Annotated in this window: 18 protein-coding genes; 14 read left to right on the top strand and 4 right to left on the bottom strand. The window is 37.3% G+C overall.

The window, feature by feature from the left end:
* Positions 1-241 precede the first annotated feature (241 nt).
* Together HMPREF0389_RS07895 and HMPREF0389_RS07890 are read right to left on the bottom strand one after the other, a co-directional pair.
* A complete protein-coding gene (locus HMPREF0389_RS07895) occupies positions 242-574 on the bottom strand; it encodes a DUF1292 domain-containing protein (RefSeq protein ID WP_014263100.1) in 333 nt (110 codons plus the stop codon).
* Between the two features lie 513 nt (positions 575-1,087).
* On the bottom strand, positions 1,088-1,426 hold the full coding sequence (locus HMPREF0389_RS07890; protein ID WP_014263099.1) for a hypothetical protein: 339 nt from the start codon (positions 1,424-1,426) through the stop codon (positions 1,088-1,090).
* A gap of 220 nt (positions 1,427-1,646) precedes the next feature.
* Between HMPREF0389_RS07890 and HMPREF0389_RS07885 the strand changes: the two genes are divergently transcribed.
* From HMPREF0389_RS07885 to sufU, 14 genes are all read left to right on the top strand, one after another.
* Positions 1,647-2,120 carry a pyridoxamine 5'-phosphate oxidase family protein gene (locus HMPREF0389_RS07885; protein ID WP_014263098.1) on the top strand — a complete coding sequence of 158 codons (474 nt, stop codon included), beginning with the start codon at positions 1,647-1,649 and terminating at the stop codon, positions 2,118-2,120.
* 15 nt (positions 2,121-2,135) lie between these two features.
* Positions 2,136-2,888 carry an HAD family hydrolase gene (locus tag HMPREF0389_RS07880; RefSeq protein ID WP_014263097.1) on the top strand — a complete coding sequence of 251 codons (753 nt, stop codon included), beginning with the start codon at positions 2,136-2,138 and terminating at the stop codon, positions 2,886-2,888.
* 77 nt (positions 2,889-2,965) lie between these two features.
* Positions 2,966-3,802, top strand: coding sequence for a thymidylate synthase (locus tag HMPREF0389_RS07875; RefSeq protein WP_014263096.1), 837 nt, complete (start codon positions 2,966-2,968; stop codon positions 3,800-3,802).
* 37 nt (positions 3,803-3,839) lie between these two features.
* Positions 3,840-4,541, top strand: a complete 702-nt coding sequence (locus tag HMPREF0389_RS07870; RefSeq protein WP_014263095.1) for a 5'-methylthioadenosine/S-adenosylhomocysteine nucleosidase family protein — start codon at positions 3,840-3,842, stop codon at positions 4,539-4,541.
* Positions 4,542-4,547: 6 nt separating this feature from the next.
* Entirely contained in the window at positions 4,548-5,051 is a 504-nt protein-coding gene (locus tag HMPREF0389_RS07865; RefSeq protein WP_014263094.1) for a dihydrofolate reductase, read from the top strand.
* A 375-nt stretch (positions 5,052-5,426) separates the two neighbouring features.
* A complete protein-coding gene (gene ymfI / locus HMPREF0389_RS07860; protein WP_014263093.1) occupies positions 5,427-6,164 on the top strand; it encodes an elongation factor P 5-aminopentanone reductase in 738 nt (245 codons plus the stop codon).
* A 182-nt stretch (positions 6,165-6,346) separates the two neighbouring features.
* The gene (locus tag HMPREF0389_RS07855; RefSeq protein ID WP_014263092.1) at positions 6,347-7,219 is read left to right on the top strand and encodes a DUF4846 domain-containing protein; all 873 of its coding nucleotides are present in this window, start codon (positions 6,347-6,349) and stop codon (positions 7,217-7,219) included.
* A gap of 404 nt (positions 7,220-7,623) precedes the next feature.
* Positions 7,624-14,679, top strand: a complete 7,056-nt coding sequence (locus HMPREF0389_RS07850; protein WP_014263091.1) for an S-layer homology domain-containing protein — start codon at positions 7,624-7,626, stop codon at positions 14,677-14,679.
* Positions 14,680-15,512: 833 nt separating this feature from the next.
* A complete protein-coding gene (gene sufC, locus HMPREF0389_RS07845; RefSeq protein ID WP_014263090.1) occupies positions 15,513-16,268 on the top strand; it encodes a Fe-S cluster assembly ATPase SufC in 756 nt (251 codons plus the stop codon).
* Positions 16,265-16,717 carry a hypothetical protein gene (locus HMPREF0389_RS09410; RefSeq protein WP_330360495.1) on the top strand — a complete coding sequence of 151 codons (453 nt, stop codon included), beginning with the start codon at positions 16,265-16,267 and terminating at the stop codon, positions 16,715-16,717. Before sufC ends, HMPREF0389_RS09410 begins: the two co-directional genes overlap by 4 nt.
* The gene (sufB, locus tag HMPREF0389_RS07840; RefSeq protein ID WP_330360494.1) at positions 16,672-17,691 is read left to right on the top strand and encodes a Fe-S cluster assembly protein SufB; all 1,020 of its coding nucleotides are present in this window, start codon (positions 16,672-16,674) and stop codon (positions 17,689-17,691) included. The genes HMPREF0389_RS09410 and sufB overlap by 46 nt, the downstream gene beginning before the upstream one ends.
* A 12-nt stretch (positions 17,692-17,703) precedes the next feature.
* Entirely contained in the window at positions 17,704-18,759 is a 1,056-nt protein-coding gene (locus tag HMPREF0389_RS07835; protein ID WP_014263089.1) for a SufB/SufD family protein, read from the top strand.
* 13 nt (positions 18,760-18,772) lie between these two features.
* On the top strand, positions 18,773-20,005 hold the full coding sequence (locus HMPREF0389_RS07830; protein ID WP_014263088.1) for an aminotransferase class V-fold PLP-dependent enzyme: 1,233 nt from the start codon (positions 18,773-18,775) through the stop codon (positions 20,003-20,005).
* A complete protein-coding gene (gene sufU, locus HMPREF0389_RS07825) occupies positions 19,995-20,429 on the top strand; it encodes a Fe-S cluster assembly sulfur transfer protein SufU (RefSeq protein ID WP_014263087.1) in 435 nt (144 codons plus the stop codon). The genes HMPREF0389_RS07830 and sufU overlap by 11 nt, the downstream gene beginning before the upstream one ends.
* Positions 20,430-20,661: 232 nt before the next feature.
* Here sufU and HMPREF0389_RS07820 read toward each other — a convergent pair whose 3' ends face one another.
* Both HMPREF0389_RS07820 and HMPREF0389_RS07815 read right to left on the bottom strand, forming a co-directional pair.
* Entirely contained in the window at positions 20,662-21,651 is a 990-nt protein-coding gene (locus tag HMPREF0389_RS07820) for a helix-turn-helix transcriptional regulator (protein ID WP_014263086.1), read from the bottom strand.
* Between the two features lie 146 nt (positions 21,652-21,797).
* Positions 21,798-21,983: a hypothetical protein gene (locus HMPREF0389_RS07815; protein WP_041250858.1), complete on the bottom strand. Its 186-nt coding sequence runs from the start codon at positions 21,981-21,983 to the stop codon at positions 21,798-21,800.
* Positions 21,984-22,251: the final 268 nt, after the last annotated feature.

Here is a 22,251-nt window from a genome sequence, read left to right as displayed (position 1 = left end):
AGAGGCACAAGATATTTTTACATTTTATTTTTACATTTTTAGGGATAATAATTCTATCATGTGTTAGTATTACACATAAGAAAAATGAATGAAGTTGTGATACGCCATTCATTTTCAGTGCTGTCGGTTTGTTATCAAAGTTGTTGTTTTTATCACTGTTTCATAGGAAAAGAAACATTATTTCAGACATTATCCAATGAAAACATACTTCAGCATTTTTCAAAAGTTGTTTGTAAACGGTTTAGTGTTCGTGGTCGCAACCGCAACCGCAACCACAGTGATGATGTTTTTCATCAAAGTCTTCTTCATCGGTTCCAAACACATCCCAGAACACTTCTTCCGCCAATTTCATTTCATCCAAATCCTCAATGCTGTCCAATTTCAGGCCGTCTTCTCCTTCTTCGTAGCGATAGAGGTATAGTTCGTCTGAATTGTCGGGAACGAGAGCAATATATTCGTATTCTCCCGCTTCATAGATACCAACAACCTCACAGCTGAGTTCTTCGTCATTTTCTGTTACAATATTGATTTTGATATTTTCTTCTTCTGTTAAAAAATTTTTGTTTTTCTCCATTTTTATTCCTCTTTTCTTCTTTCATATAATGATAACATTTTAATATACCATGAAATTCGTTGATTCTGTTTCCTGTCTTCGTCCCTTAATCTTAGGAACTTTGCTTAAAAAACACTTCGGTAGGTACGATAAGTTTTTACAGTAGTTACTGTAGTTGGTTTCCTGCAATCCGGCTCGTTTGCTTTCTGTCATAGAGTCAGCTACCGTTCCTCGTTTTATGATACTCAGACTTTGTTTTGATTATCGTCAGAATAATATTTCAGAACAATATGGAAAAAAGTATTTCCTTCCGACTCAAATTGATACAAGTTCAATGAAGGTTTCCGTAGTGATACGAAACACTGTTTGAAAGTGTAGATATCATGTATGACGGTGAAAAAGTGAACAAATGATATTAATATCAAAAAGAGCAAATTCTTATTATCATCTTAATTAATGAGGGTTTCGTGTTTATGATAAAATAGAAAGCTCAAACTTCACACTTTAACTGACTTCATTGCAGTTATCACCATATTACGGTTTGACCGGTTCCCATTTTGTGATATATGGCAGGAGCATTTGTCTTAAGATAGTAATATCGGTTTCGTCAGTAAGAAAAATCCTCTCAAAATCCAACATACCGCTATCATCAAGCTCGTCATACTCTTTTTGGGATATAGCAGTATAAAGAATATCTCTTGCACTCAACAGATTGTCTGTTATGTTCATCTGTTCACAACCAAGTGCTAAAGAATAGGCTCTTGTATCCGGATGATCCCGACTTTCGCTTCTATGCAAGACATAAATTACTTTTTCTAAAGTATTCAGGATTTTGATATATTCATCTTTAGATAATACAATCTCATCACGCATTTCTATTATTTAATCTCCTTTCGTACATATACCGGTAAATAATAAACTTCATACTTTGATTGTATTCATTGAGTTATGCCATTATATCATAGTAACAGGATATTATAAACTTCAATTTATGATTTCTTGCTAATATTTTATATGTTATAATAAGGTAATTTATCATGAATCAGTTCGTGGTAAGGAAGAAATGATAATAAAATAATGAGGAGGAACAAAAATGAGAAGAAAAGATCGTGAGATAGTAAATCATGAAGAACTGTTAAAAATTATTCGCAAATGTGTTTGTTGTAATCTTTCTTTGTTTGATGAAGAGTATCCGTATGTGGTTCCTCTCAGTTTCGGTGTAATGTATGAACAAGAAAAGTTTACATTATATTTTCATGGTGCAAAAGTGGGAAAAAAGATAGACTTGCTGAAACAAAATTCGAAAGCGGGATTTTCAATGAATTGTTCGAACAAAGTGCATTTGGGTGAAATTCCTTGTAAGTCTACAACGGAATATGAGAGTATCTGCGGAAACGGAACATTGACGCTTGTGGAAGACATGCAAGAGAAACAAAATGCACTTTCCTATCTGATGAAACAATATCAACCGGAAGTGGAACATCATTTTTCCGAACAGATGGCAAATTCTGTTGCGGTGTTGAAATTAGATGTGCATGAGATAACGGGCAAACGGTTAATGTTGTAAGAAAGGGGTTTTTGTATGGTAAATAAGGTGGCATTTTTTGATATTGACGGTACAATTTATCGTGATTCGTTGATGGTGGAACATTTCAGAACACTGCTGGATTTTGATTTGATGGTTTCTGAAAAACACGCGACACAGGCATACAAGGATTGGTATAAACGACAAGGAGATTATGAAGACTATTTGGATGCGGTGAGTAAGGTATATGTAGAAGAATTAAAGAACTTGACCAAGACGGATGTGGAATTTACCGGACGATATGTGATTAAGAAAAAATCGGATCGAGTATACAAATTTACGCGTTCTATGTTGCAAAAACATAAAAAAGAAGGACATTTGGTAATTTTTATTTCGGGAAGTCCGGATTTTTTGGTAAAGAATATGGCGAAAAAGTATGGAGCAGACGATTTTAAGGCAAGTCAGTACATCTATGAAGGCGAAAAGTTCACGGGAAAAGTTGTTCCGATGTGGGATTCTACCAGCAAAAACGGTGCAATTGACTATTTTGTAGAGAAGTACAATATTGATTTGGAGAACAGTTTTGCATACGGAGATACTCACGGAGATTTTGCAATGCTGAAACGAGTGGGAAATCCTGTTGCAATCAATCCGGCAAGAGAGTTGCTCGACAGTATCAAGATGGATCAGGAATTGTCCGACAAAGCGACAGTAGTCATTGAGCGCAAGGATACAATCTATACATTACAGCCAAATCAAGCAAATTTGATTGATGTAGAAGAAACAGCAAACAATTTTTCATTTGAATAAAATCGAAAAAACAGTGGAGAAATTTTGAGAAAGATTATGTTTTGTCATATGAAAAAGAATAAGCGGAGGGAATATCAATGACAAAGGCGGATAAGAATTTTAAAGAACTATGCACTCGGATTTTGGAAGAAGGTTACAACACAAAAGGAGAAAAGGTAAGACCGAAGTATGCCGACGGAACACCTTCTCACACCTACTTTGTCAATCAAGTTTGGGAAGAATACGATTTGCAAAAAGGAGAATTTCCGATTTTGACACTTCGACATATTGCATGGAAGTCTTCTATTAAAGAAATTTTGTGGATTTATCAAGATCAAACCAACTCTTTGGATGTACTGGAAGACAAATATGATATTCATTGGTGGAACGATTGGGAAGTAGAGCAGAGCAGAACAATCGGTCAACGATACGGTGCAACGGTAAAACGATATGACTTGATGAACAAGTTGCTCAACGGTCTTAAGACACAGCCTTACGGCAGACGTCACATTATCAATCTGTATCAATATCAGGATTTTCAAGAGACAGACGGATTGTTCCCTTGTGCAATGGAAACACACTGGAGTGTTCGTGACGGAATCTTGGACATGACTTTGATTCAACGCTCTTCCGATGTTCCGGTGGCAAACGCAATCAACAAACTTCAATATGTTGCGTTGATGATGATGGTTGCAAAACACTGCGATTTCAAACTCGGAAAATTTTGTCACCTTGTGCAAAATGCACACATCTACGACCGTCATGTCGAACAGGTAAAAGAGATGTTGGAACGAAAAGGGCAAGAAGATTGTACCGATTTGAGATTGGTGTTGGATACGGACAAAACGGATTTTTATACCTTTACATTGGAAGATTTTAAGTTAGAAAATTACGAACCGAACAAACCGAATTTCAAGTTTGAATTGGCGATTTAACAGAACGAAAAGCCGACCGACAGAAGGGAAGAGATTGTTGAAAAAGATAGGATTGCTGGTTGCAGTGGAACTGAAGGCTTTGAAAAGAAAATACGGAGAACCGTACAAAACAGATTCTTATGTAGGATATGAAGTGTTGCGGTACCAAATGGACGGTTGGGAGTGTTATGCTGTTCATACGGGAGCGGGAGAGATTGCCGCTGCGGCAGGCACGCAATTACTGATTAGTGTCTATCATGTCGATCTGATTTTGAACTTCGGAGTGGTTGGTGCGTTGACAGAGGAGATGACACATCATAGAATCTGTGTTGTAAAAGAAGTGGTACACTATGATTTTGACACTTCTGTAGCAGACGGTTGTGAAGTCGGCAGATACTTGGAGTATCCGACCATCTATATTCCGACAACGGAATCGCTGTGGCAAGATGCAGTAAAACAGAATGTCGATTTGAAACCGGTTGTCTGTGCATCGGCGGATAAGTTTATCGAAACGGCAGAGAAGAAACAAGAATTGCATCGTATTTTTCAGGCGGATATTTGTGAAATGGAAGCGGCGGGGATTGTGCTTACCTGCAATCGAAATCAAGTGCCGTGTCTTTTGATTAAAATGGTTGCCGACGGATTGGAAGGCGGATTGGAAGAATTTAAGAAAGAGTTTCACACCTCTTCCGATATTTGCCTTGAAGTCATGACCGGTGTTGTGCATGGTTTTGTGGAAAAAGCGAAACAGGAGGAATAAGGACAGATGAAAAATTTGTATATGATTGTAGCAATGACGGAAAAAACGAGAGCCATCGGTAAGAACAATGATATGTTGTATCATTTGCCGGAGGATTTAAAATACTTTAAGCAGACAACACAGGGACATACCATTGTAATCGGTTACAACACTTATATGAGTTTTCCGAAACGACCTCTTCCGAATCGAAAAAATATCGTATTGACACGAAAAAACAGAGTGATAGAAGGTGTGGAGATTTTGCACAGCATCGAAGAAGTGCTTGATTATGCGAAAGTCCATTCGGAAGAGCAAATTTTTATCTGTGGGGGAGATACGATTTATGAGCAGTTTATGCCTTATGTGAGCAAGTTGTACCTTACTGTCATAGAAGAGGAAACGCCGGTTGAAGCGGAAGCATTTTTTCCTGAAGTAGATACCGATGTATGGAAAAAAACGGAAGAGAATCCGTCAAAAGAGTGGAACGGAACAACACCGAACTATACCTTTACCGTTTGGGAAAAGCGTTAGATTGCAGATAGAGTTGTGTTTTTTTTGAAAACATTCTTCATTCGAACATAATACCAATTCGAAAATAATATCAAAAAGTAAAGAAGGTTATTTTTGATTTGTTAAGGAGAATAAACGGGTATCAATCTGCACGAAATCATCATCGTTTTTGATGGAACATATCTTAACATCAGAGTATCAAAATTCTTTTGTGTATGATAGGAAAGAAGGGAAATATTGTTTCATAAGCAGAGGTTTTGAAACATAGGGAAAAAATAAAAGAAAAGGGATCAATTTGGTTTAAATGTCGTTATGAAGTCGTGTATATGATTTGTTCCGGAGTAAGATGGGAACAAGAACAGAAAATAAAGAAAGAGATAGAAGGAAGAGAGTAATATGAGCAGAACCGTTTTGGTAACAGGAAGTTCCAGAGGAATCGGGCGTGCGATTGCAAAGGCGTTTGCAAAGCAGGGAGATAGAGTAGTCATTAACTATATTGAGCAGAAGGCAGCTGCCGAACAAGTGAAGGAAGAAATCATTCGTGAGGGAGGGAGAGCCATGGTGGTGCAATGTGATGTGTCTGACGAACAACAGGTCAAACAGATGATAGCAACCATTGAACAGGAATTTTCACCGGTAGAAGTATTGGTCAACAATGCCGGAATTGCAGAGATGAAATTATTTACCGATATAGAAACAAGTATGTGGGAAAGAATGTTTGATGTCAATGTGAAGGGGATGTACCTTTGTTGCAAATATGTTCTTCCGAGCATGATTTCTCGAAAAAAAGGAAAGATTGTGAACACTTCTTCCGTTTGGGGATTGGTCGGTGCATCCTGCGAGGCGCATTATTCCGCAACAAAAGGAGCGATTCTGGCTTTTACCAAAGCGCTGGCAAAAGAAGAGGGACCGTCTAATATTCAGGTCAATGCCGTTGCGCCGGGAGCAATTTTGACAGATATGCTTTCGGGAATTGATGAAGAAGCCTTGCGGATGGTAGCGGAAGAAACCCCTGCCGGACGATTGGGAAAACCCGAGGATATTGCAGAAACAGTGGTATTTTTGGCGTCCGAAAAAGCAGATTTTATCACCGGACAAATCATCAGTCCAAACGGCGGTTTTGTAGTGTACTGATACTGTTTTATGAATGCTGAAAGTCGAGTCGTGCAATTTACAAAGGATAGGTTTCGTTTTGTCGGTTGTACTTGTCGAGATGTTCGGAATATCAGAACATTTTTTGGAAGAAATTTTAGAATCAATTAGTTTGAGATAGATTAAATCAATCGAAAATCTCTATGATAGGAGGATGGTTGTCTATGAAACACAAAAAGTATGCAGTTATTCTATTTGTTTTTGCATTGTGTTGCTTGAGTGCGTGTTCTTCCGATAAACACAAAGAAGAGACGACAGAACAAGTGTACCTCAATCCGCAAGGAAACACCATACAGGAGAGAGTTCTTGTTCCGGACGGATACACCAGAGTTGCAGAGAACGAGCATAGCTTTGGACAATTTTTGAGAGAGTATCCGTTAAAACCGTACGGAAGTCCTATCCTGTTGTACGATGGCAGAGAAAAAACTTCACAGTCCAATCACGAAGGAGTTTTTCAGATGCATTTGGAACCGAGAGACTTGCAACAGTGTGCGGATTCTGTGATGAGAATTTATGCGGAGTATTTGTACCGAAACGGCGAAGAAGACAAGATTCGTTTTCATTTTGTTGACGGTTTCGAGTGTGACTATACCCATTGGAAACAAGGATATCGTGTTGTTTTTGATGAACGAGGAAATCCTCAATGGGTAAAAAAAGCAGAGCCGGGAAGTAACGAAAAAATATTGGAAAAATACTTGAATATCATATTTGCATATTCATCAACCATTTCGATGCAAAAAGAGTCAAAAATGATTCCGCTAAAAGAAATGATGATTGGAGATATTTTTTTACATTCGGGAAGTCCGGGACATGTGGTAATGGTAGTTGATTGTTGTAAGAACGATGCCGGAAATATTCAGTTTTTGTTGGCACAGGGATTTATGCCGGCGCAAGAGTTTCATTTGATTAAAAATCCGGCGCATCCCGATAATCCGTGGTACGATATTTCTGAAATCAAGGAGACTTTGGTAACACCGGAGTATCGGTTTGAAATCAACGAGTTTAGAAGATTATACTATTTGCATGGATACGAATAATCGTTGCAATGGAGTATTGAAGTTTTTTGTAACTTTTTTCGTCAGGTGTGCATAATTACGCTATATATATTGAGAAATCAATGTGTATAGCGTTTTATTTTTTATCAGTATCTGTCTTTTTGCATGAGTTTACCTACAACAAGACAATTTCGAGCATACATAAGAAAATGTTCAAAAAATTTTTGAAAAAAATAAAATTTACTATTGAATATTTTTTTAACAAGTATTATTATGGGAATGATAATAATTCTTAAACGACTATAGGACACATTATCAAAAATTATCAACAATAGCCGTTTTTTTAATGAAGTTTTGTCTTATTCAAATCACAAGACAGATACAGTTTTGTGATTTGAATCATTTTGATTAAAAATCGGTATTGAATTTTATGAATGGAGGTTTTTATGAAAAAGCGATTAGCAAGCATTTTTTTGGTTCTTACGATTACTTTGTCACAAGGTTGCTTATCGTTTGCAGACACAGTTATTGATGTAAATGATAAAGAAAATGTTGAAACATTCGAAGAGACCGGAAATGATGTAAAGCAAGAGGATGTGCAACAACAGGGCGGTAATATTTATTCTGAAAATGATGAACAAAATTTGAGCCCGCTATTGAAAGATTTCAAAAAAAATCTTGAAGGAGATAAAATTGAAGTCGAAAAGGTCATTTATTTTGTGGAGTATGACAGTGCACAGGATAGAGAGGCTGTTCTTGAGTCTCTGAAAAAAATAGAGGATACAAAAGTACTCTATGAATACAACATCATTTTTCAAGGGTGTTCGGTAGAAACATGGCCGAAAAACTTGGATGCGTTGAAAATGATTAAGGGTGTAAAATCCGTCGAAAGATCAGGACAGTTGAGCCCTCTAATGAACAACGCAAGAAAAAACATCGGAATAGAAGATGTTACGGAAGATTACTTAAAAACAATCAATGCAAATGCGATAGACAAACATTTTGATGGAAGAGGAATGTTGATATCACATATCGATACCGGTATGGACGCTACTCATAGGGCAATGAGAATTGATCCGGATGCATTGTCTGTGATGAAAATAAAAAATAATCACAAAGATCCATTTTGGGTGAGCGACAAAGTTCCTCACGCATTCAACTATATGAATGGTGGAAAAAATACGATAGAAAAATATGATAACGGTTCTGCTTATTATGACCCTCATGGGATGCATATTGCAGGAATCTTGGCGGCAAATGACACAAATGATCTTGTAGAGAAGAACAGAGGGATAAAAGGTGTTGCTCCTAATGCACAACTTTTATCATATAAGATGTATTCAGATTCATCCAATGCATTTGCAGGCGATGAAACAATGTTCCATGCGTTTGAAGACTCTATCAAATTGGATGCGGATGTAGTTTCTATCTCATCAGGATTTACAGGTACGGGACTTGCAGGTGAAAAATACTGGCCGGCTATCAGAGCTATGCGTAAAGCAGGGATACCTGTTTTTGTTGCGACCGGTAACTTTGCAACATCATCTTCCAACTCATCTTGGGACAGATATGCAAACAATGCCTTGGGAATGACGGATACCGGCAATGTTACCAGAACTGCAGCTCATGAAGATGCGATTGCGGTAGGGTCTTCGAGAAATACAGTAGTGTATTTCCCTACAGTAAAAATTGCAAATAAAGATTTGAAGAAAGATTTTCGATATAGCCAAATCGGAGCATTTTTTGATCAAACGAAATTTCTTGATCAACAAACAAAGAAAAATGCAGGTAAATACCAATTTATCTATCTTGGAAAATGTCAAGACGAAGATATTAGAGGACGCGATTTAAGAAACAAAATTGTTGTAATGGACAGAATTTACACAAAAGATTTGAAATATGCGTTCAAAAAAGTACAAGATAAGGGAGCTAAATTAGTAGTAGTAGTCAATACAGTTTCTTATTACAACAGAGATGATTGGGAAAATATACCTGCTATGGGATATGAAAAAGACGAAAATACATCGATGCAGGTAATCTCGCTTTCCGGTTATGACGGAGCGGAACTTTGGGATATGATGCAAAACAAAGCGACCCCTAAAGGTACAGATGCGAAACCATCTTCAACAGATGAAGACAATTATAGACTTGATATGAAACAGTTCAACAGTCGAAAACCGAAAGTAGGAACCACTGTGGAATTAGATGTAGAATTTTCTGATGAGTTACAAAAATGGGAAGAAAATTATCAAGTTCCTGCCGGTTCTACTTCTTGGGGACCAAGAACAGACTTGATGTTGAAACCCGATATTTCAGCTCCCGGTAAAAATATTTATTCTACATTGAACAAAGTAAACGGTAAAGATGATTATGCCTATATGTCAGGGACATCTATGTCGACACCTGTTGCTGCGGGAGCCAGTGTATTGATTAGACCGAAATTGAAAGAAATGGTGAAATCTTCTGCATTAAAGAACGCAGGGATAGATCTTTCAAGTCTTACTAAAATTGTGATGCAAAACAGTGCGACACCTATGATAGATCCGTCTACCGCAAAAGATAAGGATATCACTACAGCACTTTTCGCATCTCCTCGTCAACAAGGTGCAGGAGTAATCAATGTAGCGCGTGCGCTAAAAACAGATGTTATCGCGTCTTTCAAGGTAAAAGACTCTGTAGGAGAATATAATTCTTACGGTGCCGTATCGCTGAAAGAAATTCGTGGCGGCTCCAAAGACTTTACGATTGACCTTTATAATACAGGCGATAAAGATGTGATATTTGATGTCACTGCAAGTCCTGTTACAACAGACGGAGAAAAAAAGGTAACAAAAATTGATGAAGAGTATATAGATGAAAAGCACAAAGAAGGAAAACAGGTTGTAGCGGAAATTCACCCTGCAAAGGTAGACGGTGCTGAAATCATCTTCAAAACACAAAACGGACAAATCACAGTACCTGCCGGCGGTTCTTACCAATTAGAAGCGACAATCAACACTGGTTCTGCAGCGGATGCCGATAAGTTCGTAGAGTCATTTATCAACTTCACCTCTCACAATCAACAGTTGGCGTCAATCTCTATGCCGTTGATGGGATTTGCGGGAGACTGGAACAAAGAGCCTATCATAGATAAATGGGCATGGGAAGAAGGTTCACTCTCCGGAACAATCACAGTATTTGACGATAACGGAAAACCGAAACGTCCGGGAACCTTAAACTACGGTGCAGGTGGAGAGCATGGTGTTGATAACTTCCACCCTGCCGGTGTGATTCAAAATACAGAAGACGGCAACCCGAACTTCAAACAAGATCCGGAATACTTTGCTATGAATACAGCTGTGGATACGACATCATCAAAAGCCAGCGACAGTAATTTAATCTCCGGAAAACAAAAGAAACTGAAAATAGTAGACCAAAACGGAAAAGAAAAAGAAATTGATGCAAATGATTTTGAAGTAAATAATGCAGGTCTTACTCCATCGCCGTTGGTACTTCGTTCTGCTTCAGATTCCAAAATCTATATTACAAATGAAGAAGGCAGAAACTTGAGAACTATGGCGGTACAACACTTTGTAAAAGGAATCTTGAACTCCAAGAGAAACACTGCAAAAGGATTGAAAGACGGATTCAAAAAAGTTTGGGGCGACTTGAAATGGGACGGTACTGTCTACAACTCTCATTTAGATTTGGGTCATGGAGATATCACAGGAGACTTGGATCAGGTAGCGGAAGGATTGTATTATTACACCTTTGAATATCGTTTAACACCTGATTATCCATGGCAAAAAACTACAATTCCAATCAAAGTGGACAATACATCTCCTACGATTGACGGAATTGACTTGAGCGATGCAGATCATATTGTGATAAAAGCAACTGACAGCTATCACAAAGCAAAAGATTTGAGCAGTGCTCCAAATGGAGTGTACTTCTTTAGAGAGCAAAAACAAGACAAGGATAGACCGGAACATGAAAAACTGTTTGAGAAAGCAGACAGTAAGGTTTGGTATGTAGGTGCAGGCTTTGTCAATGCAGATAACGGTTATGTTACAAAGCACTTTAATGTAGTGAGAACATCTGACGGTGAATATGTGATTAGAGATGCAAATCATGACTTGGTAGGAAAAACGATGGAAATCGTTGCGGTAGACGGTGCAGGAAACTTCGCTCCTACTATGAGAGTTGTTTTTGCCGATGCTTTAGATCCGCAAGACAACAAATTGCATTACACATTGAATGAATATGTTGCCGATAAAAAACAATTCAAAAAGATAGGGGAAGGTATTGTAGGCGGAGAGCTTAAATCAGGTAATACACCAAACTTGCCGAAACCTGAAAATCCGCAACAAGGCGAAGAAAATGAACAGTCTGTAGACGGTGAACCTGTTGTTTCTGTAGATAAAGATACATCTACCATAGGAGAAATGAAAGGAAAAAAACCGAAGGGAAAAGAATTTACAAAGGTAACCGTGATGAATATGTCAACCTGGACTCGTGAAGAGAAGGAAACATGGACTTCAACAGGAAAGGATTGCACAATCAAAGATGAGAGCGGTAACCCTAAATATTATGATGTTGTAGAGTATAAAAACAAAAACTATCACACGAAAGTTCTTGAAGATGGAGATCCTATTGAATTTATTTGGTCTGAAGCAGAAGCATCCGGAAATCCGGAAGAGTATGCTACAAAAAAAGGTTGCAAAATATTTGAAATGCAATATGAAGATGTTTCTGCGGAAGATTTGGAAAAAGAAGGTAAGTTCAAAATAGAGTTAAATGAAAATGACGGTTTTAGCGTAATCGGTTCTTTAACGAATGTTGATAGGAATACAAAGGTATATTTCCAATCAAAAAATATGTACAAGATAAGCAAAGAAACGAAAAAAGAAATTTCGACTTTTGCATATGACAAAGATCAACATACTATGAAATTTGATTTTTACGGAAACAGAAAAGATGTTGAAACCAATTCCAATCCGTTTAACTATGACGGTGGAGAGGTATACATCTGGGCGGTAAACAAAAACGATCAAAAAAGCAATCAATTGACTTTGATTATGCCGGATGCCAAGAAATCCGATAAACCTACAGATCCGTTGCTTGGTAGCGATGATTACAAAGCATACAGCTCCATGCTTAGAAATATCGAAGAGTTGAAAGGGAACGGTAATGGCGGTATAGCCGGTGGAGAAAAAGGGCAACCTACTATACTTGCAGTACCGACAGGTAAAAAGGTCAGAAATGAAGATACCAAAAAAGAACATGAGTTATTTGCGTTAAAAGATAAGTTGAAAGTGAAAAAAGGTTATGCTGTCAGAATTGTTTCATATAATGCCGGAAAAATGTCATTGGAAGCACTATCTGATAAGGTGTATGCTATCGATCCAAGTAAAATGACAAAAGAGGATTATGACTTTGGAGAAGAGGGCAAAAATGGAGAACGATTTATAGATATCAATATTTTGCAAGGATTCAATGCCCTTCGTTTTGAAATCTACAAACCTGATGTAGATAGTCAAGGTAATTTTGTCGGGGTTGAACGAGATTCAAACGGAGAGATAACGAAGATTCCGGAAGAAAATTTGGTGTTTGAAAAAGGTCGTTGTGTATACTTTGACAAAGACCCTGTCACATTTGAATTGGATCCGGACACATTCAATCCTTATGTACCGTTAAACGATAAGCCTATCATCTATTCCAAGACAAGTCCTATGACAATCAGAGGAACAATAGGAGATAAGGGTGGATTCATGTGGCAACTTAGAATGAATCACCACATCATTGATGAATATCTAATCTATGGAGATTTGAAAGTTGACAACACAAGAGATTTTTCATTCACTACGGATGTAAGAGACGGAGATGTTTTAGATATCGGTATCAAAGATTATTCCGGTAACACCTTCCCTGAAAAAAGTTTCAAAACATTGGACGGCGAAACAAAAAAACAAATGCCGAGTCAATATAAAATCTATGTTGATAACAAAAAACCTGAAATAGAAATCAAGGAAGATAACAGTATAACAAATCCGTTGTATACACTTTCTTCTCAAAGTAAATCTTCTGCAGTAACGATACAAATTACTGATAAAATATCTTCCGGTGAAGATGGAAGACTTCAAGAAACATTTGTGACTGTGAACGGAAAAGCTGTCACAAAAGGTGAGAACAAATTGGAAGATCCGCAAACAGACAAACCTTGGAAAATAGTTGTTACAGCGTCTGACTATGCGAAAAATAAAACGGTTAGAGAATACTCCTACAATGGTGAAAAGTTAAGAGAGGTAAATAAAGAAACCAAAAAAGTTACTTTTGATTTGAACGGTGGAAAAGGTAAGCTGTTTGATACCGGCAATGAACTGACAATCAATCAAGGCGAAGACTGTTTCTTGCCATATCTTAGCAACATTACACCGCCAAGTGAAAAAGAATTTGATTGCTGGGAAGTTGTAACAACAGATAGCAAGGGTGAAGAAGTGAAAGAACAACAAAAACCCGGACATATTTTGTATGTTGAAGAAGATACGAATGTAAAAGCGTTGTGGAAAGATAAGGTTGAAAAAGAAAAAGTAACCATTACACTTTATCCGGATATAAAGAGTAAAATTGTAAAAACAGTAAAAATTGATAAAGGTTCTATTTATCGTCTTCCGGATGCAACCAACTTAGTGAAAAAAGATCGTTATGTTTTTGAAGGTTGGAACATAAATGACAAATTGTATAGAGCGGGAGATTCGATAACAGTAGATCAAGACCTTACCGCAAATGCAGTTTGGAAAGCAAAACCGGGGCAAGATAATCCGCCATCCGGTGGTGGTTCATCATCCGGTGGAGGAGGCTCATCATCCACAGTGGAAGAGAACATCAATAAAGGGCTACCTAACACAGGTAAACAACAGCTTTTGAATACAGACAATCCAAATACTTTGAGCGGAAATGAAAATGCAGGTTTGAGCATAGACCAAATCGTTCAAAAGTACAGTGATATCTCTAATCACTGGGGAAGAAATGCAATCGCATCATGTCTGCAAAAAGGTTATTTTGTAGGAACATCAAACAATACTTTTTCACCGAATAAGACTCTTACAAGAGCAGAGTTTGTTACAGCATTCGGTAAGTTTGCAGGAAACAGTTTGGAAGACGGTAAGATACCGTTTAAAGATGTAAAACCGGGTGATTACTATGCGCCTTATGCAGTATGGGCAAGTAATAAAAACCTTATGGTAGGATATAACGGTTACTTTAGACCACAAGACAGTATGACAAGAGAAGAAATATGCGTTGTGTTGGAAAAATTCCTAAAAGATAAAAAACCGGAAATGACAACACCGATTGTATTGAAAGACTCAAAGACTGCAAGTCCTTGGGCGAAGAGCAGTGTTGATACGGTAGTATCTTTAGGTATCATGAAAGGAAGACCGGACGGAACGTTCGGGTACAAAGATGATATTACAAGAGCAGAATTGGCACAGATATTGCAATCTCTTGTAGAGATGAATTAAGGACAAGTCTATAGAAACAGAAATCAATATCAAAGTATTTTTTAGAAATTATCACTGAACAGTGAAACAGACTTAAGAGTACCGACATCCATCGTTAGAACAAAAGAACTAACGATAAGGTGTCGGTATTTTTATGGGGAAGGAGGTATGAAGCTGAAACAAAGTTTTTGATACTGTTACCTGTTCGAATAACCTATAATATCATCACCATTTCAAATTGAGATTTATCGCTTATATTATTCTCTGTCTAAAATGCCGGGTGTGCAGAATGTACAATTGCTGAAAAATAATTTGGAGAATCATATAGTTCAAACGATTAAACCGGTCAGTTTTAATAGATAATAGTATTAGACCTTAGGATGTCGGATAAATCAAACGGATAATAGTATAATACTAATCACCAATGAAAAATATCATAAAAATCTGATTTTTTGTTGCCATTATAGGTTATGCTCTTTTGCCTAAAAATACATCATCTTTACATTTAAAAATAGTATTTTTTATTGTTACAATTCGAATAAAATAATTCTTTAGCGAGTTTGAGGCTTTGGTTGAGGCATGAAGAGAAGTTTTCTCTTTTTGCTATGTATAAAACTTGTGAAAAAAGGGTAGATATGATATGATAATTTTAATCATACTAAATTGGTAGGAATTAAAATCGTCAATCAATAGTTTATGTTTGATACTACGAAAACCTAATGAATTGTCAAGAGTTCAGTATCATGTGATTATGAAAAATGCAAGTTGGAAGTGATTGGATTACAGGTACGAATTGTGATAGGCATATGGTGTAGAAGGGTTTTAATGGGAAATTAGTATAAGGGGGAAATCTTATGAGAGGAACGCTGTTAGAGATTAGGGATATGTCTGTTGGTGTAGGAGATAAGCTGATTCTAAGGGATATCAACTTGAAGATAAATAAAGGTGAGATTCATGTGGTAATGGGACCGAACGGAAGCGGAAAATCAACTTTAGCGAACAGCATTATGAATCATCCGAAATATATCTTACGAAAGGGAAGTATTTTTTTTGAGGGGAATGATATTACAGAGGATAAGGTAGATGAAAGAGCAAGAAAAGGTATTTTTATGTCTTTTCAGAATCCGCTGGAAGTTGCGGGAATTACCGTGGGGAATTTTCTTCGCAGTGCTGTTTTTGCAAGAGAGGGAAGTCGGATGTCTTTGGTTAAGTTCGGTCGTGAAATTGGGAAACAAATGGAAGCGTTGGATATGAAACCGGAATATATTGACCGATATTTGAATTACGGTTTTTCCGGTGGAGAAAAAAAGAAGACGGAAATTCTACAGATGAGAATGTTAAAACCGAAGCTTGCCATATTGGACGAAACGGATTCGGGACTTGATGTAGATGCTGTTCGCATTGTATCCGAAGGAATTCAGCAATATAAGACGGAAGAAAATTCGTTGCTGATTATTACACATCATAGGGAGATTATAGAACAAATCAAACCGGATTTTGTGCATGTCATCATTGATGGAAGAATTGTTAAAACAGGGGATGCTTCTTTAATCGACCAAATTGAAGAAAAGGGATACGGATGGCTTAAGGAAGAGGTGAATCTGCAATGACACCTACAGAAATGACAGAACGAAGAAAAACACAGGTAGAGGATGTGAGTAGAGGAGTCTACGACATCAAAAATGAAGTACACTATCGTTTAAAAACAAAGAAGGGATTGACAAAAGAAATTGTGAACCAAATTTCTGATGAGAAAAATGAACCTGATTGGATGAGAGAGCTTCGATTGGATTCTCTGGAAAAGTTTTATCAAATTGACAATCCTACATGGGGTCCTGATTTATCTGAAGTAAATATTGGCGATATTACTACTTATATTTCTCCGGATGCCAATTTGACGGAAGATTGGGACGAGGTTCCGGATGATATTCGAAATACTTTTATGTTGCTTGGAATACCGGAGGCGGAACAGAAAAAAATCTTTCGGGGGTCGGTGCGCAGTATGACTCGGAAGTGGTGTACCACAATATTCAGAAGGAATTGTCAGAGCAAGGTGTGATTTACATTGATTTTGAAACAGCAGTGAAAGAATACGAGGATATTGTGAGAGATTACTTTATGACTTGTATTCCAAACACGGATCATAAGTATGCAGCATTGCATGGTGCGGTATGGTCGGGCGGTTCTTTTGTATATGTGCCGAAAGGGGTAAAGGTTACAGTTCCGCTACAATCCTACTTTAGATTAAACGCACCGGGTGCAGGGCAGTTTGAACACACCTTAATTATCGTAGAAGAGGGAGCATATTGTCATTTTATTGAGGGATGTTCCGCACCTCGATATAATGTAGTCAATATTCATGCCGGTTCAGTAGAACTCTTTATCAAAAAAAATGCAACCTTGCGATATTCCACCATAGAGAATTGGTCGAGAAATATGTATAATCTGAATACCAAACGAGCGATTGTAGAAGAAGGTGGAGCAATTGAATGGGTTTCCGGTTCGTTTGGTTCAAAAGTATCCATGCTCTATCCTATGAGTATTTTGATTGGAGAGGGTGCAAGGAGTGAATTTACCGGAATTACCTTTGCGGGAAAAGACCAGTATTTAGATACGGGAACTAAGGTGATTCATGCAGCGCCGAACACATCTTCTATGGTAAACTCTAAATCTATTTCCAAAGATGGAGGAGTTGCAATCTATCGTGGATTGGTCAAGGTTTATCCGAATGCAACCGGATCCAAGTCAAGTGTAAGTTGTGAGTCGTTGATGTTAGACAGTAAGTCGCGTTCCGACACCATACCGGTAGTAGATATTGGTACTGATGATGTAGATTTGGGACATGAAGCGAAGATTGGACGGATTGACGATGAGGTTGTTTTCTATCTGATGTCACGCGGAATTTCGGAACAAGAAGCGAAGTCGATGATTGTACAGGGTTTTGCAAATCCGATTGCAAAAGAATTGCCACTGGAATATGCCGTCGAGATGAATCAGTTAATCAACTTAGAATTAGAAGGAACCATCGGTTAGGAGGGAGTTAAGATGGAATTAAATGTATTACCTGTGCTTACTTGGAATTGGGTTCAGGTGAATGATACCAAATTCGAGATTCCGAAATTTGTTTCAGAACAAGTTGACAGTCAAACAACCTATACGATTCCGAAACAGATTCTTTCCGATTGGAATAAGTGTAAATTAGGAGGGGCAGGTGTTTCAAAAGAAGCACTCTTGTGGAACGAAACACAACGCACCCATCAAACTGTGATTCATGCAGAGGCAGGAGAGATAAAAGAAGCACAAACAGTAAAATTTTCGGAAGATAATCAAAGTTCAGTCATAATGGATGCAACTTATATTATTGCCGAAGAATCGAGTAAAGTTTCGGTGATATTTGACTATGCCGAACAGATGCAACAAAACAGCATAGAAACATTCAGAAACAGTGTGATTTATGTTACAGCCAAAGAGGGAGCGGAAGTTACGATTTATTATATTTCAAGGAACAGTAAAGACCATATCGCATTGTGCTCTGTCATTTCACAGGTGTATCAAGATGCTACAGTAAACTTGGTACAGGTTGAAACAGGTGCTAAAAGAAGTTTTTTTCATTATACGAGCAATTTGTTGGAAAGAGGAGCGAATACTCAAATTCGTACCATCTATTTTGCTGATGAGAACCGTGAGTTGAATCTGGCTTATGAAATCAATCATATCGGAGAGCAGAGCGAAAGCGATATTTTGGTTAACGGAGCATTGAAAGACACGGCAAAAAAGACATTCAAAGGAACAATAGATTTCAAAAAAGGTTCCTCTCACTCAAAAGGAAGAGAAGAAGAGTATGCCATATTGTTAAGTGAAAAAGTGAAAAATGTTGCAGTTCCTATTTTGTTGTGTCAAGAGGATGATGTAGAGGGAGTGCATGCAGCAAGTGCCGGAAAAATGGATGAAGAAATTTTGTTTTACATTATGAGTAGAGGTTTTTGTTTAGATGATGCTAAAAAAATTGTATTAGAATCTCGTTTTACACCCATTTTGGATATGATAGAAGATGATTCTTTGAAAAAAGAGATATGGAAGGAAATCGGAGATAGGATTTAGGAGGTTTTGCAACGTGAACCAAAGAGAAATAGAAGAAATTAGAAAAGAGTATCCATTTTTATCCGACCGAAGCAATCGAAAAATCATCTATTTTGATAATGCTGCAACGACACAAAAACCGCAGTGTGTGATAGATGCCATGAAACAATACTATGAATTTGAAAATGCAAATCCACATCGTGGAGCACATTATTTGGGAATGAGGGCAACGGAGGTTTATGAAGGTGCACGACAAAAGGTAGCCGAGTTTATTTCGGCAAAGTCTTCGGATGAAATCATATTTGTTCGTAATACAACAGAGGGGTTAAATTTGATTGCTTATTCTTATGCGTTACAGACACTCAAGGAGGGAGACGAAATTTTGATTTCCATTATGGAACATCATAGCAATCTTGTCCCTTGGCAGAATGTGGCACAAAAAACGGGAGCAACCTTACACTATATCTATTTGGATGAACACTTCGATTTCAATTTGGATGAATTTGAAGAAAAATTAAATGAGAACACAAAGATTGTATCTGTTACCGGCGCATCCAATACGGTTGCAACTATGCCGGATATTTCCACTATTGTAGAAAAAGCGAAGGAAGTCGGTGCAATAACAATTATCGACGGTGCACAACTTGTTCCTCATCAAAAAATAGATGTTGAGGCATTGGATTGTGATTTCTTGGCATTTTCAGGACATAAAATGTACGGACCGATGGGAATTGGTGTACTATATGCAAAGAAACAACTATTAGAACATATGACGCCCTTTTTGTATGGGGGAGATATGATAGAATATGTTTATGAACAAAGTACGACTTTTGCGCCCGTACCGTCAAAATTTGAGGCAGGGACACAAAATGTAGGAGGAGCAGTCGGTTTGTCAGCAGCAATTGATTATATCAATCGAATCGGAATCAACAATATCGCATCTTATGAAAGAGAATTGAGTGAATATGCAAGCAGTAAAATGCAGCAATTGGAATTCATTACAACCTATGTGTCAAGTCGTACACATCGTTCGCCTCTTATTTCCTTTAACATCCAAGATGTGCATCCTCACGATGTTTCCACTATTTTAGATACAGATGGAATTGCTATTCGAACCGGACATCATTGTACTATGCCGCTTCATCGATACCTAAAGTTGAATGCAACTTGTCGAGCGAGTTTCAGTATATATAATACCAAAGAGGAAATAGATTATTTTGTGCAGAAATTGCATGAAGTAAGAAAGGTGATGGGATATGAATCTTAAAGAAATCTATACACAGCTTATTTTAGAAGAGAGCAAAAATCAAGAAAACAAAAGAGAACTGGAAAATGTTACCCATTCTGAGTGGGGACATAACCCAAGTTGTGGGGATGAAATCAAATTACAGTTGGATATAGAAGACGAAATCATCAAAGATGCTTCTTTTACAGGGCAGGGGTGCGCTATTTCTCAAGCATCCACATCCATTATGATTTCTCTGATAAAGGGGAAGAATATTCATCAAGCAAAAAAATTGATTACCATATTTCTGAATCTGATAAAAAAAGAAACACCTTTGTCAGATGAGGAGTTTGATGAGCTGGGAGATGCAGTAGCCTTGGAGAATATTTCCACTATGCCGGCGAGAGTGAAATGTGCCGTTTTAGCATGGCACACTCTGTCAGTCATTCTCGAAAAAATAGAATAACGGGACAATGTTATGAAGAAAGAGAGTTTGTGAACAGATAGTATTCACAAACTCTCTTTTTTTTTCATAGAAATGCTTATGCTAAGACATTGATTACTATTATTATCAAAATCTACTTCCATAATAGTATAGTTTGTTTTTTCATTGATAATGATATGCTGTTTTTGTATTTGACAATCATGTTTGAAATGATAACAGAAAATGAAAAATATTAACATAAAATCGAAAAATTTTAACGATAGAGTTCCATTTGTTTTGAAAGCAGGTCTTTGATTCGTTTCACAACAGAACTCGGTTCCATGATTTGCACATAGGAGCTTAGACCAATAATCCATCCAAGAAATTGGTCGCTTGGAACAACTTCTACATAGGCGATAAAATGCTCATCGTCATGGCGCAGCATCACGGTATCTTTTCCGAAACGGTCAATGATTACTCCTGCCATGCTGTTATGACATTGTAAGGTTACCCTTGTCGACTCGCCTCCAAGCATACCGAAAAGGGTGCGCGAGTAAGTTGCGATGTTGAATTCCTTCATCTTCTTTAGACCTTCTCGTTTCTCGTTGCCGGAAGAAATGCGCAACATTTTATCTACACGAAAGTGTTTTATCATTTCTGAATCAGAGTCATATCCAATCATATAGTAGTTGTCATTGTCCCAAACAAGATGCCAAGGGCTGATGGTATACTGTTGACCGTCATGACGAAGTTCCCGCTGTTTGTCGGGTGTCCACTGAAAATATTGAAATGAAATTTGTCTGTTGTTATTGATTGCAGAGTGAATACTGTCGACATTGATGAGAATACTTTCGTTCATCGTTTTTACGCGACCTGATGTGATGACTTGGCGATGAAGTTGCTTAGATTCATGTTCGCTGACAAGAGATTCCAATTTTTTAATCAGAGAGTTTGACTTCTTCTCTGTAATGAATTTGGACGATTGGACAGAGTCTACAAGAAGTTTCAGCTCCGCAAGTTCAAAGTCACGAGAGGCAAGATAGTATACGACCGTTTTACTTCGTTGTTCGCTGATAATATCAAGTCCGTAGTGTTTCAATTCCTCAAAATCAAGGTACAGCGTTTTTCGGTCTGCTGTTACTTCGTATCCGTTCAGGAGACTTGTAATTTCTGCAAGAGTGAGTGCGTGAGATTCATCCGTCTTTTCCATAAATATTTTTGTAAGATAGAGAAGTTTCAGTTTTTGATTTCTTCCTTTTGCCATAACAACCCTCCTTGAAAAATCCGATATGTATGATTTTATTATATCACAAAATGTGTGATTCAAGCGGTTCGGTTTCTACAGATATATGTTGTTTTGTATCACAAATATCAAATTAAGGTGTGTCAATCAAATAGTTTTGAACCTTATTATTTATTTTCACAGGTAATAGATTCAAAATGGTAATAAGTTAAATTTTTACCTTTAATTGATTCAAGCTTGTAGGCTCCTTTTGTAATTTTGATAGGATGAGTTGACAGATTTATTTCGCTTTTCATTAAAATAGCTGAATCGTTATAATATCCAACAATCATATTGTATTCTGAGTCTTTCATTTGAACAATCTCATAGTTTTTTTGTTCTGGGGTGTAATTGGTACTGACTGAAATATGAGAATAGCAGTTATAGATATGCTAATGGTTAAAATAATAGCGAATGCAAGATTAAGTATATCTTTTTTAGTTTCTAAATTTAATGAAGTATTTTTTCTTGTTTTTTTATAGCATTTGGGATTTCTTTATAAATTGGTGATAAACATCAAAAAATACACAATTCCATACACAATAGCTACGATAATACAGATAACAGCAATCGATTGATACA

It is taken from the genome of Filifactor alocis ATCC 35896 (genome assembly GCF_000163895.2).
In the GTDB taxonomy this organism is placed as follows: domain Bacteria; phylum Bacillota; class Clostridia; order Peptostreptococcales; family Filifactoraceae; genus Filifactor; species Filifactor alocis.
Note: the sequence above shows the minus strand (reverse complement) of the source record. Positions and strands in the feature narration are given on the sequence as shown.

What these genes read in the sequence shown, in the direction of transcription:
- HMPREF0389_RS07895 (WP_014263100.1), bottom strand. Translation starts at nt 574, where the DNA reads ATGGAGAAAAACAAAAATTTTTTAACAGAAGAAGAAAATATCAAAATC.
- HMPREF0389_RS07890 (WP_014263099.1), bottom strand. Translation starts at nt 1,426, where the DNA reads ATGCGTGATGAGATTGTATTATCTAAAGATGAATATATCAAAATCCTG.
- HMPREF0389_RS07885 (WP_014263098.1), top strand. Translation starts at nt 1,647, where the DNA reads ATGAGAAGAAAAGATCGTGAGATAGTAAATCATGAAGAACTGTTAAAA.
- HMPREF0389_RS07880 (WP_014263097.1), top strand. Translation starts at nt 2,136, where the DNA reads ATGGTAAATAAGGTGGCATTTTTTGATATTGACGGTACAATTTATCGT.
- HMPREF0389_RS07875 (WP_014263096.1), top strand. Translation starts at nt 2,966, where the DNA reads ATGACAAAGGCGGATAAGAATTTTAAAGAACTATGCACTCGGATTTTG.
- HMPREF0389_RS07865 (WP_014263094.1), top strand. Translation starts at nt 4,548, where the DNA reads ATGAAAAATTTGTATATGATTGTAGCAATGACGGAAAAAACGAGAGCC.
- ymfI (WP_014263093.1), top strand. Translation starts at nt 5,427, where the DNA reads ATGAGCAGAACCGTTTTGGTAACAGGAAGTTCCAGAGGAATCGGGCGT.
- HMPREF0389_RS07855 (WP_014263092.1), top strand. Translation starts at nt 6,347, where the DNA reads ATGAAACACAAAAAGTATGCAGTTATTCTATTTGTTTTTGCATTGTGT.
- HMPREF0389_RS07850 (WP_014263091.1), top strand. Translation starts at nt 7,624, where the DNA reads ATGAAAAAGCGATTAGCAAGCATTTTTTTGGTTCTTACGATTACTTTG.
- sufC (WP_014263090.1), top strand. Translation starts at nt 15,513, where the DNA reads ATGAGAGGAACGCTGTTAGAGATTAGGGATATGTCTGTTGGTGTAGGA.
- HMPREF0389_RS09410 (WP_330360495.1), top strand. Translation starts at nt 16,265, where the DNA reads ATGACACCTACAGAAATGACAGAACGAAGAAAAACACAGGTAGAGGAT.
- HMPREF0389_RS07835 (WP_014263089.1), top strand. Translation starts at nt 17,704, where the DNA reads ATGGAATTAAATGTATTACCTGTGCTTACTTGGAATTGGGTTCAGGTG.
- sufU (WP_014263087.1), top strand. Translation starts at nt 19,995, where the DNA reads ATGAATCTTAAAGAAATCTATACACAGCTTATTTTAGAAGAGAGCAAA.
- HMPREF0389_RS07820 (WP_014263086.1), bottom strand. Translation starts at nt 21,651, where the DNA reads ATGGCAAAAGGAAGAAATCAAAAACTGAAACTTCTCTATCTTACAAAA.
- HMPREF0389_RS07815 (WP_041250858.1), bottom strand. Translation starts at nt 21,983, where the DNA reads ATGAAAGACTCAGAATACAATATGATTGTTGGATATTATAACGATTCA.